At 70.2% G+C, this 18,614-nt stretch carries 13 protein-coding genes and 1 tRNA gene; 12 read left to right on the plus strand and 2 right to left on the minus strand.

Translation table 11 applies throughout. The features are described from left to right. Positions 1–73 precede the first annotated feature (73 nt). Complete coding sequence (locus CP974_RS17895; RefSeq protein WP_051839832.1) at positions 74–607, plus strand: SigE family RNA polymerase sigma factor; 534 nt, start codon at positions 74–76, stop codon at positions 605–607. Next, positions 604–1,662: a hypothetical protein gene (locus tag CP974_RS17900; RefSeq protein WP_031134767.1), complete on the plus strand. Its 1,059-nt coding sequence runs from the start codon at positions 604–606 to the stop codon at positions 1,660–1,662. Before CP974_RS17895 ends, CP974_RS17900 begins: the two co-directional genes overlap by 4 nt. 305 nt (positions 1,663–1,967) lie before the next feature. Here the strand turns inward: CP974_RS17900 and CP974_RS17905 are convergent, their stop codons facing one another. Both CP974_RS17905 and CP974_RS17910 read right to left on the minus strand, forming a co-directional pair. Then, positions 1,968–2,990 (minus strand): adenosine deaminase, encoded by a 1,023-nt coding sequence (locus tag CP974_RS17905; protein ID WP_031134769.1) that lies wholly within the window; start codon positions 2,988–2,990, stop codon positions 1,968–1,970. Positions 2,991–3,146: 156 nt separating this feature from the next. Next, positions 3,147–4,373, minus strand: a complete 1,227-nt coding sequence (locus tag CP974_RS17910) for a pyridoxal phosphate-dependent aminotransferase (RefSeq protein WP_031134771.1) — start codon at positions 4,371–4,373, stop codon at positions 3,147–3,149. 753 nt (positions 4,374–5,126) lie between these two features. On the opposite strand from CP974_RS17910, the gene CP974_RS17915 reads away from it, so the two are divergent. The 10 genes from CP974_RS17915 to CP974_RS17965 all read left to right on the plus strand — a co-directional run bounded on the left by CP974_RS17915 (position 5,127) and on the right by CP974_RS17965 (position 18,543). Beyond that, positions 5,127–5,199 (plus strand) — tRNA-Trp (locus CP974_RS17915). Between the two features lie 102 nt (positions 5,200–5,301). Continuing rightward, positions 5,302–5,589, plus strand: coding sequence for a preprotein translocase subunit SecE (gene secE / locus CP974_RS17920; protein ID WP_031132838.1), 288 nt, complete (start codon positions 5,302–5,304; stop codon positions 5,587–5,589). A 77-nt stretch (positions 5,590–5,666) separates the two neighbouring features. Next, positions 5,667–6,557, plus strand: coding sequence for a transcription termination/antitermination protein NusG (gene nusG, locus CP974_RS17925; protein WP_031132836.1), 891 nt, complete (start codon positions 5,667–5,669; stop codon positions 6,555–6,557). A gap of 180 nt (positions 6,558–6,737) precedes the next feature. Beyond that, entirely contained in the window at positions 6,738–7,172 is a 435-nt protein-coding gene (gene rplK, locus CP974_RS17930) for a 50S ribosomal protein L11 (RefSeq protein ID WP_023587070.1), read from the plus strand. Positions 7,173–7,251: 79 nt separating this feature from the next. Then, positions 7,252–7,974, plus strand: a complete 723-nt coding sequence (rplA, locus tag CP974_RS17935) for a 50S ribosomal protein L1 (protein ID WP_031132834.1) — start codon at positions 7,252–7,254, stop codon at positions 7,972–7,974. Between the two features lie 146 nt (positions 7,975–8,120). Beyond that, on the plus strand, positions 8,121–9,122 hold the full coding sequence (locus tag CP974_RS17940) for an SCO4651 family lipoprotein (RefSeq protein WP_031132832.1): 1,002 nt from the start codon (positions 8,121–8,123) through the stop codon (positions 9,120–9,122). 406 nt (positions 9,123–9,528) lie between these two features. Continuing rightward, positions 9,529–10,059: a 50S ribosomal protein L10 gene (gene rplJ / locus CP974_RS17945; protein ID WP_023587065.1), complete on the plus strand. Its 531-nt coding sequence runs from the start codon at positions 9,529–9,531 to the stop codon at positions 10,057–10,059. Positions 10,060–10,170: 111 nt separating this feature from the next. After that, positions 10,171–10,554 carry a 50S ribosomal protein L7/L12 gene (rplL, locus tag CP974_RS17950; RefSeq protein ID WP_031132830.1) on the plus strand — a complete coding sequence of 128 codons (384 nt, stop codon included), beginning with the start codon at positions 10,171–10,173 and terminating at the stop codon, positions 10,552–10,554. A gap of 510 nt (positions 10,555–11,064) precedes the next feature. Further along, positions 11,065–14,550: a DNA-directed RNA polymerase subunit beta gene (gene rpoB / locus CP974_RS17960; protein ID WP_031132828.1), complete on the plus strand. Its 3,486-nt coding sequence runs from the start codon at positions 11,065–11,067 to the stop codon at positions 14,548–14,550. Positions 14,551–14,646: 96 nt separating this feature from the next. Continuing rightward, positions 14,647–18,543, plus strand: a complete 3,897-nt coding sequence (locus CP974_RS17965; protein WP_031132826.1) for a DNA-directed RNA polymerase subunit beta' — start codon at positions 14,647–14,649, stop codon at positions 18,541–18,543. The last annotated feature ends 71 nt before the right edge of the window (positions 18,544–18,614 follow it).

Here is an 18,614-nt window from a genome sequence, read left to right on the forward strand (position 1 = left end):
TGGGTGACAGGGTTCCTCAGCGTCCGCGCGGCGCGAGCCGGGACCACCACACGCCGGCCGAGGGGGATCACCGGTGAGGACAGGGCCGCCAGGGGCGGACGACCAGGGCTTCACGGACTTCACCACCACGTCGTACGCCTCGCTCCTGCGCACGGCCCGCCTGCTGACGGGCGACCGGCACACCGCCGAGGACCTGGTGCAGGCCGCGCTGGTCAAGGTGTACCTGCGCTGGGGGCGGTCCGCGAGCTGGGCCAGCCCGCAGGCGTACGCGCGCAAGGTCGTGGTGAACCTGTACGCGACCTGGCGGCGACGCCGCTGGCACACCGAGACCCCCCACTCCGGGGACGAGGCGGCCGCGGCGGCGGGCGCCCCGGACATGGCGGGCGGTGCGGAGGCGCGGTTGGAGCTGGCCCGGGCGCTCGGCTCGCTGCCCCGCGCCCAGCGAGCCGTGGTGGTGCTCCGCTTCTACGAGGACCTGTCGGTGGAGGAGACGGCCGCCCTGCTCGGCTGTTCGCCCGGGACGGTCAAGAGCCGGACCAAAAGGGCCTTGGAGCGGCTGCGTGCCTCGGGCGCGCTCGCCGGTTACGCGGGAAGGGGCACGCGATGACCCACGAGGACGAGGACGAGCTGCGGCGGGGCCTGCGGGAGCTCGCCGACACGGAGGGGCCGGCCACCGGCGCCCCGCCGACCGGCGCCGTGGTCGCGGCGGCCCGCCGCACCCGCCACCGGCGCCGGGCGCTGACCGCCGCGGCGGCGACCATGGTGGTCGTGGCCGGCTCCGTGCTGGGCGTGCGCTGGGCGGGCGCCGCCCATGACCGCGCGCCCACGGCCTCCGGCACGGCGCCCGGCGATACGGCGGCCACGCGTACGACCGCGCCCGACGCGGCGTCCTCGCAGCCGGGCGGGGACGGGGTCGCGCCCCTCCCGGCCGTATCCGGGCCCTATCCGCCCCAGCCGCGCTCCAGGGAGGGGGAGCCTCTGGACAGCGGCCCGCGCGAGCCCGTCGAGAACGTCCGCTACCGCTACGACGTGTCCGCCGCCTGCGGTTTCCGGTACGTCGCCTTCGGCGGCAGGGTGTGGGAGGCGGAGGGGGCGGACCACGCGTACTCCTGGCTCACGGACCGCGCGCACGGGTTCATCCGTCTGACCGCCGACCCCCGGACCCGCACGCCCGTCGCCGTCTTCGAGCCCGACGGCCCCGACCCCGACCGGGGGACGCGGGTCTATCGGCCCCGTGCCACCGCGCCGGCCTGCCTCGCCGACGAGCCCCGGCGCGCGTACTCCGACGCTCCGGCCGCCACGATCGGCCCGGCGGAGCCGGTGGAGGGCGCCCGCTACGCCTACGACTGGAGCACGGCGTGCGACAAGCGGTACCTGGTCTTCGGCGGGCGGCTGTGGAAGGCGGAGGGGGCGACCGCGCCGGGCGCGCTCGAGTGCCTGGCCAACGACCTGCCGCAGGTGGCCCACGTCCGGCTCGTCGCCGGGCGGGTCCTGGTCACCACGGAGGACGCGCCGCTGTCGGACAGGTCCCGCACCCACGGCTACCGCCCGGTCGACCGGCTGGACGCCGCCGAGCGCACCCGGTGCCCGGCCCTGCCCGCCCTCCAGCGCCTCGCCCGCCAACAGACCGAGGACCGGCCCGCGGCGAAGCCCACCCGGTGAGCCGCCGAGCCCTGATCCCGCAGCCCCCGGTACGCCCCCCGGTCCGGCGGTGGGCGGCCCGTCCGGTCGGTACGCCGCCCCCTCACGCCTGCCCCGCCGGCCGGGCCGGCGCCGGGGGCGGAGCCGCCCGGCGCGCGGGCGCCGCCCGCCACGCCCGTACCGCCCCGCGGCAACCCGGTCCCCTCGACAGCCGTGGCCCCCGCAATCGCCGCGGACCGCCCCGCACCGACCACGGACCGCGCCCCCTCGGCCGTACCGCGGGACGGCCCCGACCGGTCACCGGCCACGCGGCGGTCGCCCCCGCCTCACCCCTCCGCGAGCCAGTCGTCGATCCCCGCCAGCAGCTTCGCGCGGACGTCCTCCGGGGCCACGGAGGCCCGCACCGACTGCCGCGCCAGCTCCGCCAGCTCGGCGTCCGCGAAGCCGTGGTGGCGCCGCGCGATCTCGTACTGGTCCGCCAGTCGCGCGCCGAACAGCAGCGGGTCGTCCGCGCCCAGCGCCATCGGCACCCCCGCGTCGAAGAGGGTCCGCAGCGGCACGTGCTCGTGGCGCTCGTACACGCCGAGCGCCACGTTCGACGCCGGGCACACCTCGCAGGTCACGCCCTTGTCGGCGAGCCGCCGCAGCAGCCGGGGGTCCTCCACCGCCCGCACGCCGTGCCCGATGCGCGTGGCCCGCAGGTCGTCCAGGCAGTCCCGCACCGAAGCGGGGCCGGTCAGCTCGCCGCCGTGCGGCGCGGCCAGCAGCCCGCCCTCCCGCGCGATGGCGAACGCCCGGTCGAAGTCCCGCGCCATCCCGCGCCGCTCGTCGTTCGACAGGCCGAACCCGACGACACCCCGGTCCGCGTACCGCACCGCCAGCCGGGCCAGGGTGCGGGCGTCCAGCGGGTGCTTCATCCGGTTGGCCGCCACCACGACGCGGATGCCCAGACCCGTGTCCCGCGAGGCCGACTCGACCGCGTCCAGGATGACCTCCAGCGCCGGGATCAGCCCGCCCAGCCGAGGCGCGTACGAGGTGGGGTCCACCTGGATCTCCAGCCACCCCGCCCCGTCCCGCACGTCCTCCTCGGCGGCCTCCAGCACCAGGCGCCGGATGTCCTCCGGGGCCCGCAGGCACGAGCGGGCGATGTCGTACAGCCGCTGGAACCGGAACCAGCCGCGCTCGTCGGTCGCCCGCAGCTTCGGCGGCTCCCCGCCGGTCAGCGCGTCGGGCAGGTGGACGCCGTACTTGTCGGCCAGCTCCAGCAGCGTGGTGGGGCGCATCGAGCCCGTGAAGTGCAGGTGGAGGTGGGCCTTCGGCAGCAGTTTCAGATCGCGGACGTGCTCCATCAGCAGATCCTGCCGCAGACCGGCGCCCCGAAACAGCCCCTTTCGCCGAACGGGTAGGGGCGGGAACGAAAAAACGGGGAACGAAAAAAACGGGCCCCGGCCGGAGGAGCCGGCCGGGGCCCGTTTCGGGTACGTCCCCTCGACGTCGAAGGGTGGTCAGTCGCGCGCCTCCGCCAGCAGCTTCTGAATCCGCGACACGCCCTCGACCAGGTCCTCGTCGCCCAGCGCGTACGACAGGCGCAGATAGCCCGGCGTGCCGAAGGCCTCACCCGGAACGACGGCCACCTCGGCCTCGTCCAGGATCAGCGCGGCCAGCTCCACGGAGGTCTGCGGGCGCTTGCCCCGGATCTCCTTGCCCAGCAGCCCCTTCACCGAGGGGTACGCGTAGAAGGCGCCCTCCGGCGTCGGGCAGACCACGCCGTCGATCTCGTTGAGCATCCGCACGATCGTCCGGCGGCGCCGGTCGAACGCCTCGCGCATCTCCGCGACCGCGTCCAGGTTCCCGGAGACGGCGGCGAGCGCGGCGACCTGGGCGACGTTGGAGACGTTCGACGTGGCGTGCGACTGCAGGTTCGTCGCGGCCTTCACCACGTCCTTCGGGCCCACGATCCACCCGACGCGCCAGCCGGTCATCGCGTACGTCTTGGCGACGCCGTTGACCACGACGCACTTGTCGCGGAGCTCGGGCACGAGGGCGGGCAGCGAGGTGAACTCGGCGTCGCCGTACACCAGGTGCTCGTAGATCTCGTCGGTCAGCACCCACAGGCCGTGCTCGACGGCCCAGCGGCCGATCGCCTCGGCGTCCTCGCGCGCGTAGACCGCGCCCGTCGGGTTGGACGGGGACACGAAGAGGACGACCTTCGTCCGCTCGGTCCGGGCCGCCTCCAGCTGCTCCACGGAGACGCGGTACCCCGTCGTCTCGTCGGCGACGACCTCCACCGGCACGCCGCCCGCGAGCCGGATCGACTCGGGGTACGTCGTCCAGTACGGGGCCGGGACGATGACCTCGTCGCCCGGGTCGAGGATCGCGGCGAACGCCTCGTAGATCGCCTGCTTGCCGCCGTTGGTGACGAGGATCTGCGACGGGTCGACCTCGTACCCGGAGTCGCGCAGCGTCTTCGCGGCGATGGCGGCCTTCAGCTCGGGCAGGCCGCCGGCGGGCGTGTAGCGGTGGTACTTGGGGTTGCGGCAGGCTTCCACGGCCGCCTCGACGATGTAGTCGGGCGTCGGGAAGTCGGGCTCGCCGGCGCCGAAGCCGATCACCGGGCGCCCGGCGGCCTTGAGGGCCTTGGCCTTGGCGTCGACGGCGAGGGTTGCGGACTCGGAGATCGCACCGATGCGGGCGGAGACCCGGCGCTCGGTCGGGGGAGTAGCAGCGCTCATACGGCCATCGTCCCAGACCCGCCGAACGCCCGGCACACAGGATTCACCCCCCGGACACCCGTCCGCGCCCCGCCCCGGCCCCTGCCCCGCGCCGTACCCGGAGCCGCGCCGTCCCGAGCCCGCGCCCACCCCGCCCCGGGCCCGCGCCCACCCTGCGGGCCCGCGCCCCGCCCCGCCGCTGGGTCCCGCCCCGCCCCGAGGCTCCGCGCCGTCCCGGGCCCGCGCCCCGCCCCGGGGCCCCCGCCCCGAGGCGGCGCACCTCGATCAGCCGCACCGCCCGATACCCATCCGCCCGATACCCATCCGCCCGGCGCCCGTCTCGGCCCGCCGCCACCGCGCGCCCGGAAGCCGCCCCACCTGCCGGACGCCGTCCGGTCAGCCGTACCGCCCGGAGGCCGCCGACGGCCTCCGGTTCACGACCGTCCTCCGTCCTCGCCAGCCGGCACAAGGCCGCCCACCCCCGCCCTCCCCGCCGCGTGCCCCGCCCGCGCCCACCAGCCGTCCCGCGGGTTCCGGTCACGCTCCGGCGCGGGTCGCGAGACGGCTCCACCGGCCCCGGCGCGCGCGTCGGCGAGGCGCCGGAGACCGGGGGCGCGCGTGGTCGGCCGGGGCGGCCCGGAGGGCGGCGCGAAGTCGTGCGGGGCTATCTGTTCGACGCGGAGCCCCTGACCACGTACACTCTCTGCTCGTTGGCCCTCGCCGACCACACCGTGAGCATCACGGCGGATGCGGTAGGTTGGGGGAGAACGACAAAGGGTCGTAGCTCAATTGGTAGAGCACTGGTCTCCAAAACCAGCGGTTGGGGGTTCAAGTCCCTCCGGCCCTGCTACACACACCGCCAGGATGTGTGCGCAGGTATGTACTTCATTGCACCGCCGTGCGGCTCCACCCGGGCGCGGCACGGCCGACCCGGAATCAGGTGAGAGACGTGACGGACGCCGTAGGCTCCATCGACATGCCTGATGCTGAGGACGAAGCTCCGGAGTCCAAGAAGAAGACCCGCAAGGGCGGCAAGCGCGCCAAGAAGGGCCCGCTGGGCCGTCTCGCGCTCTTCTACCGCCAGATCGTCGCGGAGCTGCGCAAGGTCGTCTGGCCCACTCGCAACCAGCTGACCACGTACACGACGGTTGTGATCATCTTCGTCGTCATCATGATCGCCATGGTGACCGGCATCGACTTCGGCTTCCAGGAAGCAGTCAAGTACGTCTTCGGCTGATTCCCGCGGAGGGCGCCCACCCCGGCGCCCCTTTTCGCATGTACCACCCCATCTGTATCCAGGAAGAAGCAGCCACCGTGTCTGACCCGAACCTGAACGAGTCCGCCCAGGACGAGCTCGACGTCGTCGAGGCGGCCGACGAGGACCAGGCGGAAGCTGCGGACGCCGCTGTCGGCGAGGCCGCCGAGGACGTCGAGACCGTCCGTGACGAGGACGCCGAGAGCGACGAGGACGCGGACGCCGAGGCCGCCGAGGCCGACCAGGACGACGACGCGCAGGACGCCGAGGCCGCCGACGAGGCGGACGAGGACGAGTCCGGCACCGCCGACGAGGCCGAGCCGGCCGAGGCCGTCGACCCGGTCGCCGCGCTCCGCGAGGAGCTGCGCGGCCTGCCCGGCGAGTGGTACGTGATCCACACCTACGCGGGCTACGAGAAGCGCGTGAAGGCCAACCTGGAGCAGCGCGCCGTCTCGCTCAACGTCGAGGACTTCATCTACCAGGCCGAGGTCCCCGAGGAAGAGATCGTCCAGATCAAGAACGGCGAGCGCAAGAACGTCCGGCAGAACAAGCTGCCCGGCTACGTGCTCGTCCGCATGGACCTGACGAACGAGTCCTGGGGCGTCGTGCGCAACACGCCCGGCGTCACCGGCTTCGTGGGCAACGCCTACGACCCGTACCCGCTGACCCTGGACGAGATCGTCAAGATGCTCGCCCCGGAGGCCGAGGAGAAGGCCGCCCGCGAGGCCGCCGAGGCCGAGGGCAAGCCGGCCCCCGCCCGCAAGGTCGAGGTCCAGGTGCTGGACTTCGAGGTGGGCGACTCCGTCACCGTCACCGACGGCCCGTTCGCGACGCTGCAGGCCACGATCAACGAGATCAACGCCGACTCGAAGAAGGTCAAGGGCCTCGTCGAGATCTTCGGTCGCGAGACCCCGGTCGAGCTGAGCTTCGACCAGATCCAGAAGAACTGACAGCGGTCGGTTCTCGGTCAGTCCTCGGGCAGGTCAGAGCGGCGGTCTCCGCCCTCTGACCTGCTCGGTTTTTGGACGCGCAGCCATACCCGTTATCGTTGTGCGGTATGCCTCCATCCGGATGATGTCGTACGACATCGGATGGCGGCCGAACACTCTCACTAGGACCCGGAGAGAGCTATGCCTCCCAAGAAGAAGAAGGTCACGGGGCTTATCAAGCTCCAGATCCAGGCCGGCGCCGCCAACCCGGCCCCGCCGGTCGGCCCCGCGCTGGGTCAGCACGGCGTCAACATCATGGAGTTCTGCAAGGCCTACAACGCCGCGACCGAGTCGCAGCGCGGCTGGGTCATCCCGGTGGAGATCACGGTCTACGAGGACCGCTCCTTCACCTTCATCACCAAGACGCCCCCGGCGTCGCGGATGATCCTGAAGGCCGCGGGTGTGGAGAAGGGCTCCGGCGAGCCGCACAAGACCAAGGTCGCCAAGCTGACGAGCGCCCAGGTCCGCGAGATCGCCACGACCAAGATGCCCGACCTCAACGCGAACGACCTGGACGCCGCCGAGAAGATCATCGCCGGCACCGCCCGTTCCATGGGCATCACCGTCGAGGGCTGATCAGCCCCCGTCCGACCTCTTGTGGAAGGGCCACGCGCTGGCCCGGACCACGACTCCACATCCGAAAGCAGGAGAAGAAGTGAAGCGCAGCAAGGCTCTCCGCGGCGCGGACGCCAAGGTCGACCGGGAGCGTAACTACGCCCCCCTCGAGGCCGTCCGTCTCGCCAAGGACACCGCCACCACCAAGTTCGACGGCACCGTCGAGGTCGCCTTCCGCCTGGGTGTCGACCCGCGCAAGGCCGACCAGATGGTCCGTGGCACCGTGAACCTTCCGCACGGCACCGGCAAGACCGCCCGGGTCCTGGTCTTCGCGACCGGTGACCGTGCTGCGGCCGCGGAGGCCGCGGGCGCCGACATCGTCGGCTCCGACGAACTGATCGACGAGGTCGCGAAGGGCCGTCTGGACTTCGACGCCGTCGTCGCCACCCCGGACCTCATGGGCAAGGTCGGCCGCCTCGGCCGCGTCCTCGGCCCGCGTGGTCTGATGCCGAACCCGAAGACCGGCACGGTCACGATGGACGTCGCCAAGGCCGTGACGGACATCAAGGGCGGCAAGATCGAGTTCCGTGTCGACAAGCACGCGAACCTGCACTTCATCATCGGCAAGGTGTCGTTCGACGAGACCAAGCTGGTCGAGAACTACGCCGCGGCGCTGGAGGAGATCCTCCGTCTGAAGCCGTCCGCCGCGAAGGGCCGCTACATCAAGAAGGCGACCCTGACCACGACCATGGGCCCCGGCATCCCGCTGGACGCCAACCGCACCCGCAACCTCCTCGTCGAGGAGGACCCGGCCGCGGTCTGAGCCTGGCGGCTCGCTCGGTTGTCTGAAAACCGGTCCCCGCCCCTCTCCGGAGGGGCGGGGACCGGTTTCTTTCGTGCGCGGCTGTCAGTGCCGTGCGCTACGTTCGGAACGACTGACGATCGCACGCACTTTCGCAGGGGTGGGGCATGAGGGTTTCCGTAGGCAGGCGGCTGGGCGTCTCCGTGACGGCGGTGGCGGTCCTGGCGGCCGTGGCGGGCTGCCAGGGCGGGGACGGGGCGGACAAGGGCGGCAAGAAGGCGGCGGCGGACGCCCCGGCCGCGGCGGAGCCGCAGTGGTCCTCGGCGCTCCAGGTCATCCAGGCGGCGTACGAGAAGACGGCGGCCGCCAAGTCGGCGCGGGTGCGGCTGACGATGACCATGCCCGAGAGCCCCGCGGGCGGGGCCGGCGCCGCGGGCGTCGCCGGGCTGGGCGCGGGCGGCACGATGGAGATGAGCGGTGTCGTGGGCTGGGACCCCGGCACGATGGACATCACCATGACCGGGGACGGCCTGCTGGGCGGCGGCGAGGGCTCCTCCGCGGGCTCCCGGCTGGTCATGGTCGACGACGTGATGTACATGGACATGGGGGACGAGGCCCCGGCCGACCTCGGCGGCAAGCGGTGGCTGAAGCTCGACTTCAAGGCGCTCGGCGAGAAGACCGGTGACGCGGCCCTCCGCAAGCAGCTCACGGGCAGCCTGGAGAGCATGAACCAGGACCCGGCCAAGCAGCTCGCCATGCTCCTCGACTCGCCGCACCTCAAGCACGTGGGCCCGGAGAAGGTCGGCGGCGTCCAGACGCAGCACTACAAGGGCACGCTGACCGTCGACGAGATGGTCGCCGCCAACAAGTCGCTGGCCGTCCTCTCCGAGAAGGAGCGCGCCGACCTGGTCGCCTCGATGAAGGAGAGCGGCCTCACGGCGTACGACACCGACGTCTGGGTCGACGCGGACGGCTACCCCGCCAAGATGGACATCGGCATGGTGACGCCGGAGGGGAGGATCGAGGTGACCGCGACCTACTCGGACTACGGCGCCAAGGCGGCCGTCCAGGCCCCGCCGGCCGGGGAGACCTTCGACTTCATGGAGATGATGGAGAAGCTCTCCGAGGCGATGGAGGACGGCGCGGACGCGGACAGCTCCGCGGCCTGACCCCACCCGGTCCGACCTGATCCCCCGGCCCGGCCCGATCCCGGGCCCCCGGACCGCCCGGACCGGGGGGCTCCGCCGTTCCGGCCGTTCCGGCCGGTTCGGGCGGCCCCGCCGGGCGGGCCTTCAGCCGGTCCGGTTCCGCCGAAGCGGTCGATTTGCCCGAGGGCAGCCGGTCCCGTACTCTTCCATGGAAGCCAAAGACCGCTGGTCGTAGCTGTGCCCCCAGGGGCGCAGTCACCGAAGGATCCGCTAGCTACGGACGGCCTGCGCAGGTGACATGGATGTACTCCCGGACTGCCGTCCGGTCGAGTCACGCCCCGTGCGCCTGCGCCGGGGCGTTTCGTTTTGCCCAGTCTCCTTTCTTCAGCCATCGCGGTCCGAATCACCCGGAAGGAGGCCGAGGCTCATGGCGAGGCCCGACAAGTCTGCTGCGGTTGCCGAGCTGACGGACAAGTTCCGCAGCTCGAACGCCGCCGTGCTGACCGAGTACCGCGGTCTCACCGTGGCACAGCTCAAGCAGCTGCGCCGTTCGCTCGGTGAGAACGCCCAGTACGCCGTGGTGAAGAACACGCTGACCAAGATTGCGGCCAACGAGGCCGGGATCACGTCGCTGGACGACCAGTTCACTGGTCCGACGGCGGTCGCCTTCATCACCGGTGACCCGGTGGAGTCGGCGAAGGGTCTTCGTGACTTCGCCAAGGACAACCCGAACCTGATCATCAAGGGCGGTGTCCTTGACGGCAAGGCGCTGTCCGCCGATGAGATCAAGAAGCTTGCGGACCTCGAGTCCCGCGAGGTTCTGCTCGCCAAGCTGGCGGGCGCCATGAAGGGCAAGCAGTCCCAGGCTGCCGCGCTCTTCCAGGCGCTCCCGTCGAAGCTCGTCCGCACCGTGGACGCGCTGCGCGCCAAGCAGGCCGAGCAGGGCGGTGCCGAGTAACTCGGCTCGCACATTGACCGCCGCCTGACGGCGACGGTCACAGCGGGCCCCACGTACGCCCGCCACACATGTACATCCGGCACCAGCCGAATTAGTGGAAGGACCGCCATCATGGCGAAGCTGTCTCAGGAAGACCTGCTCGCGCAGTTCGAGGAGATGACCCTCATCGAGCTCTCCGAGTTCGTGAAGGCGTTCGAGGAGAAGTTCGACGTCACCGCCGCCGCCCCGGTCGCCGTGGCCGCCGGTGTCCCGGGTGCCCCGGCCGCCGAGGCCGTCGAGGAGAAGGACGAGTTCGACGTCATCCTCACCGGCGCCGGCGACAAGAAGATCCAGGTCATCAAGGTCGTCCGTGAGCTGACCTCCCTGGGCCTGAAGGAGGCCAAGGACCTCGTCGACGGCACCCCGAAGCCGGTCCTCGAGAAGGTCAACAAGGAGACCGCCGACAAGGCTGCCGAGGCCCTCAAGGGCGCCGGCGCGGGCGTCGAGGTCAAGTGACCTCCTGCGGGTCTCCTGACTCGCGCTGACGCCCTCTGAGGCGTCCCCAAGGGCGATCACCCATCCGGGTGGTCGCCCTTCGGCGTCCCCGCGACGCCTGTCGTCCACCCGTACGGGGACCGAGTATGGTGATCTTCGCCGTGCGCCCCGCGGGACGGGGGGCCTTGACGAACCGCACGCCGCGCGTAATTCTCAGGACGCGTCGTCACACGATCCGTATCCGAGGCATGGATCGACGACCGAACGGGCAGTATCGATGTGCGCCGAGGCGCGAGGTGCCGCGGAGATGAGAACAACGAGGGTCGCGAATTGCTCGCCCTGGACATCAGTGGGCCAAGTGGCTACACTGACCCTTTGCGCTGCCTGTTAGCTGCTCCCTGCCCGTCACCAGGGGCATCCCCTTGCGAGAGCACCGTTGACCGAATGCCCTGACCTGGGATTTCGGGTCTTCTTGCTCGGCTTGGGACCGGTACGCGCGTAGTGAGTCCGAGCCCTCGGAAGGACCCCCTCTTGGCCGCCTCGCGCAACGCCTCGACCGCGAATACGAACAACGGCGCAAGCACCGCCCCGCTGCGCATCTCCTTTGCAAAGATCAAGGAGCCCCTCGAGGTTCCGAACCTCCTCGCGCTGCAGACCGAGAGCTTTGACTGGCTGCTCGGCAACGCCGCGTGGAAGGCTCGTGTCGAGGCGGCTCTCGAGAACGGACAGGACGTCCCCACCAAGTCCGGTCTGGAAGAGATCTTCGAGGAGATCTCGCCGATCGAGGACTTCTCCGGGTCGATGTCGCTGACCTTCCGCGACCACCGCTTCGAGCCCCCGAAGAACTCCATCGACGAGTGCAAGGAGCGCGACTTCACGTACGCCGCGCCGCTCTTCGTCACGGCCGAGTTCACCAACAACGAGACCGGCGAGATCAAGTCCCAGACGGTCTTCATGGGCGACTTCCCGCTCATGACCAACAAGGGCACCTTCGTCATCAACGGCACCGAGCGTGTCGTCGTGTCGCAGCTCGTCCGCTCGCCGGGTGTCTACTTCGACTCCTCCATCGACAAGACGTCCGACAAGGACATCTTCTCCGCCAAGATCATCCCCTCCCGGGGTGCCTGGCTGGAGATGGAGATCGACAAGCGCGACATGGTCGGTGTCCGCATCGACCGCAAGCGCAAGCAGTCCGTGACCGTCCTCCTCAAGGCGCTCGGCTGGACCACCGAGCAGATCCTGCAGGAGTTCGGCGAGTACGAGTCCATGCGCGCCACCCTGGAGAAGGACCACACCCAGGGCCAGGACGACGCGCTGCTCGACATCTACCGCAAGCTCCGTCCGGGCGAGCCCCCGACGCGTGAGGCCGCGCAGACGCTGCTCGAGAACCTCTACTTCAACCCGAAGCGCTACGACCTGGCCAAGGTCGGCCGCTACAAGGTCAACAAGAAGCTCGGCGCCGACGAGCCGCTGGACGCCGGCGTCCTGACCGTCGACGACGTCATCGCGACGATCAAGTACCTGGTCAAGCTGCACGCGGGCGAGACCGAGACCGTCGGTGAGAACGGCTCGACGATCGTCGTCGAGACGGACGACATCGACCACTTCGGCAACCGCCGCCTGCGCAACGTCGGCGAGCTCATCCAGAACCAGGTCCGCACGGGTCTGGCGCGGATGGAGCGCGTCGTCCGCGAGCGCATGACCACCCAGGACGTCGAGGCGATCACGCCGCAGACCCTGATCAACATCCGGCCGGTCGTCGCCTCCATCAAGGAGTTCTTCGGCACCAGCCAGCTGTCGCAGTTCATGGACCAGAACAACCCGCTGTCCGGGCTGACGCACAAGCGTCGTCTGTCCGCGCTCGGCCCGGGTGGTCTCTCCCGTGAGCGGGCCGGCTTCGAGGTCCGAGACGTGCACCCGTCCCACTACGGACGCATGTGCCCGATCGAGACCCCCGAAGGCCCGAACATCGGTCTGATCGGCTCGCTCGCCTCCTACGGCCGCGTCAACGCCTTCGGCTTCGTCGAGACGCCGTACCGCAAGGTCATCGACGGCCGGGTCACCGACGAGGTCGACTACCTGACCGCCGACGAGGAGGACCGCTTCGTCATCGCCCAGGCCAACGCCGGCCTGACCGAGGACATGCGCTTCGCCGAGAACCGCGTCCTGGTGCGCCGCCGCGGCGGCGAGGTCGACTACGTCGCCGGGGACGACGTGGACTACATGGACGTCTCGCCGCGCCAGATGGTGTCGGTCGCGACCGCCATGATCCCCTTCCTCGAGCACGACGACGCCAACCGCGCCCTCATGGGCGCGAACATGATGCGCCAGGCCGTGCCGCTGATCCGCTCGGAGGCCCCGCTCGTCGGCACCGGCATGGAGTACCGCTCCGCCGTCGACGCCGGCGACGTGGTCAAGGCCGAGAAGGACGGTGTCGTCCAGGAGCTCTCCGCGGACTACATCACCGTCGCCAACGACGACGGCACGTACATCACGTACCGCCTGGCCAAGTTCGCCCGCTCCAACCAGGGCACCTCGGTCAACCAGAAGGTCGTCGTCGCCGAGGGCGACCGGGTCATCGAGGGCCAGGTCCTCGCCGACGGCCCGGCCACCGAGAACGGCGAGATGGCGCTCGGCAAGAACCTCCTCGTGGCCTTCATGCCGTGGGAGGGCCACAACTACGAGGACGCGATCATCCTGTCGCAGCGCCTCGTGCAGGACGACGTCCTCTCCTCGATCCACATCGAGGAGCACGAGGTCGACGCCCGTGACACGAAGCTCGGCCCCGAGGAGATCACCCGGGACATCCCGAACGTCTCCGAGGAGGTCCTCGCCGACCTCGACGAGCGCGGCATCATCCGCATCGGTGCCGAGGTCGTCGCCGGCGACATCCTGGTCGGCAAGGTCACCCCGAAGGGCGAGACCGAGCTGACCCCGGAGGAGCGCCTGCTCCGCGCGATCTTCGGTGAGAAGGCCCGTGAGGTCCGCGACACCTCGCTGAAGGTGCCGCACGGCGAGACCGGCAAGGTCATCGGCGTGCGCGTCTTCGACCGCGAGGAGGGCGACGAGCTGCCCCCGGGCGTGAACCAGCTGGTCCGCGTCTACGTGGCGCAGAAGCGCAAGATCACCGACGGAGACAAGCTCGCCGGCCGCCACGGCAACAAGGGCGTCATCTCCAAGATCCTGCCGATCGAGGACATGCCGTTCCTGGAGGACGGCACCCCCGTCGACATCATCCTCAACCCGCTCGGTGTGCCGTCCCGAATGAACCCGGGACAGGTCCTGGAGATCCACCTCGGCTGGCTCGCCAGCCAGGGCTGGGACGTCTCCGGGCTCGCCGACGACTGGGCCCAGCGGCTCCAGTCCATCGGCGCCGACCGCGTCGAGCCCCGCACCAACGTCGCGACCCCGGTCTTCGACGGTGCCCGCGAGGACGAGCTGGCCGGCCTGCTGGAGCACACCCTCCCGAACCGCGACGGCGACCGCCTGATGCTGCCGTCCGGCAAGGCGCGCCTGTTCGACGGCCGCTCCGGCGAGCCGTTCCCGGACCCGATCTCGGTCGGGTACATGTACATCCTCAAGCTCCACCACCTGGTCGACGACAAGCTGCACGCCCGGTCGACCGGCCCGTACTCGATGATCACCCAGCAGCCGCTGGGCGGTAAGGCTCAGTTCGGTGGCCAGCGCTTCGGTGAGATGGAGGTGTGGGCGCTGGAGGCTTACGGCGCCGCGTACGCCCTCCAGGAGCTGCTGACCATCAAGTCCGACGATGTCACCGGCCGCGTGAAGGTCTACGAGGCCATCGTCAAGGGCGAGAACATCCCGGAGCCCGGCATCCCGGAGTCCTTCAAGGTGCTCATCAAGGAGATGCAGTCCCTGTGCCTCAACGTGGAGGTGCTGTCCTCGGACGGCATGTCCATCGAGATGCGCGACACCGACGAGGACGTCTTCCGCGCTGCGGAGGAGCTCGGCATCGACCTGTCCCGGCGCGAGCCGAGCAGCGTCGAAGAGGTCTGACGGGTCGGCCGGCCGGACCACGCGAGGTCCGGCCGGCCTCCCAGCGACCCGTACAGACCATTGATTGACACGAACCCTGAGAGGGATTGACGCATAGTGCTCGACGTCAACTTCTTCGACGAGCTGCGGATCGGCCTGGCCACCGCGGACGACATCCGGCAGTGGTCCCACGGCGAGGTCAAGAAGCCGGAGACCATCAACTACCGCACCCTGAAGCCCGAGAAGGACGGCCTCTTCTGCGAGAAGATCTTCGGCCCGACCCGGGACTGGGAGTGCTACTGCGGCAAGTACAAGCGCGTCCGCTTCAAGGGCATCATCTGTGAGCGGTGTGGCGTCGAGGTCACCCGCGCCAAGGTGCGCCGCGAGCGGATGGGCCACATCGAGCTCGCCGCCCCCGTCACCCACATCTGGTACTTCAAGGGCGTCCCGTCCCGGCTGGGCTACCTGCTGGACCTCGCCCCGAAGGACCTGGAGAAGGTCATCTACTTCGCGGCGTACATGATCACGTACGTCGACGAGGAGCGCCGCCAGCGCGACCTGCCGTCGCTGGAGGCCCACGTCTCCGTCGAGCGCCAGCAGATCGAGCAGCGCCGCGACGCCGACCTGGAGGCCCGCGCCAAGAAGCTCGAGACCGACCTGGCCGAGCTGGAGGCCGAGGGCGCCAAGGCCGACGTGCGCCGCAAGGTCCGCGAGGGCGCCGAGCGCGAGATGAAGCAGCTGCGCGACCGCGCCCAGCGCGAGATCGACCGCCTCGACGAGGTGTGGAACCGCTTCAAGAACCTCAAGGTCCAGGACCTCGAGGGCGACGAGCTGCTCTACCGCGAGCTGCGCGACCGGTTCGGCACCTACTTCGACGGCTCGATGGGCGCCGCCGCGCTGCAGAAGCGGCTGGAGTCCTTCGACCTCGACGAGGAGGCCGAGAAGCTCCGCGAGATCATCCGTACGGGCAAGGGCCAGAAGAAGACCCGTGCGCTCAAGCGCCTCAAGGTCGTCTCCGCCTTCCTCCAGACCAGCAACAGCCCCAAGGGCATGGTGCTGGACTGCGTCCCGGTGATCCCGCCGGACCTGCGTCCGATGGTGCAGCTCGACGGTGGCCGCTTCGCGACCTCCGACCTGAACGACCTGTACCGCCGCGTCATCAACCGCAACAACCGCCTGAAGCGGCTTCTCGACCTCGGCGCGCCCGAGATCATCGTGAACAACGAGAAGCGCATGCTCCAGGAGGCCGTCGACGCGCTCTTCGACAACGGCCGACGCGGCCGCCCGGTCACGGGCCCCGGCAACCGTCCGCTGAAGTCGCTGTCCGACATGCTCAAGGGCAAGCAGGGCCGCTTCCGTCAGAACCTGCTCGGCAAGCGCGTCGACTACTCGGCCCGTTCCGTCATCGTCGTCGGCCCGCAGCTCAAGCTGCACCAGTGCGGTCTGCCCAAGGCGATGGCGCTGGAGCTGTTCAAGCCGTTCGTGATGAAGCGCCTGGTCGACCTGAACCACGCGCAGAACATCAAGTCGGCCAAGCGCATGGTCGAGCGCGGCCGCACGGTCGTGTACGACGTGCTGGAAGAGGTCATCGCGGAGCACCCGGTTCTGCTGAACCGCGCGCCCACGCTGCACCGCCTCGGCATCCAGGCCTTCGAGCCGCAGCTGGTCGAGGGCAAGGCCATCCAGATCCACCCGCTCGTCTGCACCGCGTTCAACGCGGACTTCGACGGTGACCAGATGGCCGTCCACCTGCCGCTCTCCGCGGAGGCGCAGGCCGAGGCGCGCATCCTGATGCTCTCCTCGAACAACATCCTCAAGCCGGCCGACGGCCGTCCGGTCACCATGCCGACCCAGGACATGGTGCTGGGCCTCTTCTTCCTCACCACGGACGAGGAGGAGCGCGAGGTCAGGGGTGAGGGCCGCGCCTTCAACTCGACCGCCGAGGCGATCATGGCCTTCGACGCCCGCGAGCTGTCGCTCCAGGCGAAGGTGGACATCCGCTTCCCGATCGGCTCCGTCCCGCCCCGCGGCTGGACCCCGCCGGTCGACGAGGAGGGCGAGACGGGCTGGCAGCAGGGCGACAGCTTCCGGCTGCGCACCACCCTGGGCCGCGCGCTCTTCAACGAGCTGCTGCCCGAGGACTACCCGTTCGTCGACTACACGGTCGGCAAGAAGCAGCTCTCCGAGATCGTCAACGACCTCGCCGAGCGCTACCCGAAGGTCATCGTGGCGGCGACGCTCGACAACCTGAAGGCGGCCGGCTTCTACTGGGCCACCCGCTCCGGCGTCACCGTCGCCATCTCGGACGTCGTCGTCCCGGAGGCGAAGAAGGAGATCGTCCGCGGCTACGAGGCGCAGGACGAGAAGGTCCAGAAGCAGTACGAGCGCGGTCTGATCACCAAGGACGAGCGCACCCAGGAGCTCATCGCGATCTGGACCAAGGCGACCAACGAGGTCGCCGAGGCCATGAACGAGAACTTCCCGAAGACGAACCCGATCTTCATGATGGTGAACTCGGGCGCTCGAGGAAACATGATGCAGATGCGCCAGATCGCGGGTATGCGCGGTCTGGTGTCGAACGCCAAGAACGAGACGATCCCGCGTCCCATCAAGGCGTCCTTCCGCGAGGGCCTGTCCGTGCTGGAGTACTTCATCTCCACGCACGGTGCCCGCAAGGGTCTGGCCGACACCGCCCTGCGTACCGCCGACTCGGGTTACCTGACCCGTCGTCTGGTGGACGTCTCGCAGGACGTGATCATCCGCGAGGAGGACTGCGGCACCGACCGCGGTCTGAAGCTGCGGATCGGCGTGACCGAGGACGGCGTGCTGCGCAAGGCGGACGACGTCGAGACGTCCGTGTACGCGCGGATGCTCGCCGAGGACGTCGTCGTGGACGGCAAGGTCATCGCGCCGGCCAACGTCGACCTGGGCGACGTGCTCATCGACCAGCTCATCGCGGCGGGTGTCGAGCAGGTCAAGACCCGCTCGGTCCTCACCTGCGAGTCCGCGGTCGGCACGTGCGCCTACTGCTACGGCCGGTCGCTGGCCACCGGCAAGCTGGTCGACATCGGTGAGGCGGTCGGCATCATCGCCGCCCAGTCCATCGGTGAGCCCGGCACCCAGCTCACGATGCGTACCTTCCACACCGGTGGTGTGGCCGGTGACGACATCACGCAGGGTCTGCCGCGTGTCGTCGAGCTCTTCGAGGCCCGTTCCCCCAAGGGCATGGCGCCGATCGCCGAGGCCTCCGGCCGCGTGCGGATCGAGGAGACCGAGAAGACCAAGAAGATCGTCATCACCCCGGACGACGGCAGCGACGAGACGGCGTACCCGATCTCCAAGCGCGCCCGTGTCCTGGTCGGCGAGGGCGACCACGTCCAGGTGGGCCAGAAGCTCACCGTGGGTACCGAGAACCCGCACGACGTGCTGCGCATCCTCGGCCAGCGGGCCGTCCAGGTCCACCTGGTCGGCGAGGTGCAGAAGGTCTACAACTCGCAGGGCGTGTCGATCCACGACAAGCACATCGAGATCATCATCCGGCAGATGCTGCGCCGGGTGACGATCATCGAGTCCGGTGACGCGGAGCTGCTGCCGGGCGAGCTCGTGGAGCGCTCGCGCTTCGAGCAGGAGAACCGTCGCGTGGTCCAGGAAGGCGGCCACCCGGCCTCCGGCCGTCCGCAGCTGATGGGTATCACCAAGGCGTCGCTGGCGACGGAGTCGTGGCTCTCCGCGGCGTCCTTCCAGGAGACGACCAGGGTCCTGACGGACGCGGCGATCAACGCCAAGTCCGACTCCCTGATCGGCCTCAAGGAGAACGTCATCATCGGTAAGCTCATCCCGGCCGGTACGGGTCTGTCCCGCTACCGCAACATCCGGGTCGAGCCGACCGAGGAGGCCAAGGCCGCGATGTACTCGGCCGTCGGCTACGACGACATCGACTACTCGCCGTTCGGCGCCGGCTCCGGCCAGGCCGTTCCGCTGGAGGACTACGACTACGGTCCGTACAACCAGTAAGCGAGTCGTCGCCTGACCGAAGGGCGGTCACCCCGTGCGGGTGGCCGCCCTTCGGCGTGTGCGGAGGCGGC

The organism is Streptomyces fradiae ATCC 10745 = DSM 40063 (assembly GCF_008704425.1).
Taxonomy (GTDB): domain Bacteria; phylum Actinomycetota; class Actinomycetes; order Streptomycetales; family Streptomycetaceae; genus Streptomyces; species Streptomyces fradiae.

Bases quoted from the DNA above. Each gene is read 5' to 3' on its own strand.
- CP974_RS17940 (WP_031132832.1), top strand. From the start codon at position 8,121: ATGAGGGTTTCCGTAGGCAGGCGGCTGGGCGTCTCCGTGACGGCGGTG.
- rplK (WP_023587070.1), top strand. From the start codon at position 6,738: ATGCCTCCCAAGAAGAAGAAGGTCACGGGGCTTATCAAGCTCCAGATC.
- rplJ (WP_023587065.1), top strand. From the start codon at position 9,529: ATGGCGAGGCCCGACAAGTCTGCTGCGGTTGCCGAGCTGACGGACAAG.
- CP974_RS17900 (WP_031134767.1), top strand. From the start codon at position 604: ATGACCCACGAGGACGAGGACGAGCTGCGGCGGGGCCTGCGGGAGCTC.
- CP974_RS17910 (WP_031134771.1), bottom strand. From the start codon at position 4,373: ATGAGCGCTGCTACTCCCCCGACCGAGCGCCGGGTCTCCGCCCGCATC.
- CP974_RS17905 (WP_031134769.1), bottom strand. From the start codon at position 2,990: ATGGAGCACGTCCGCGATCTGAAACTGCTGCCGAAGGCCCACCTCCAC.
- rplL (WP_031132830.1), top strand. From the start codon at position 10,171: ATGGCGAAGCTGTCTCAGGAAGACCTGCTCGCGCAGTTCGAGGAGATG.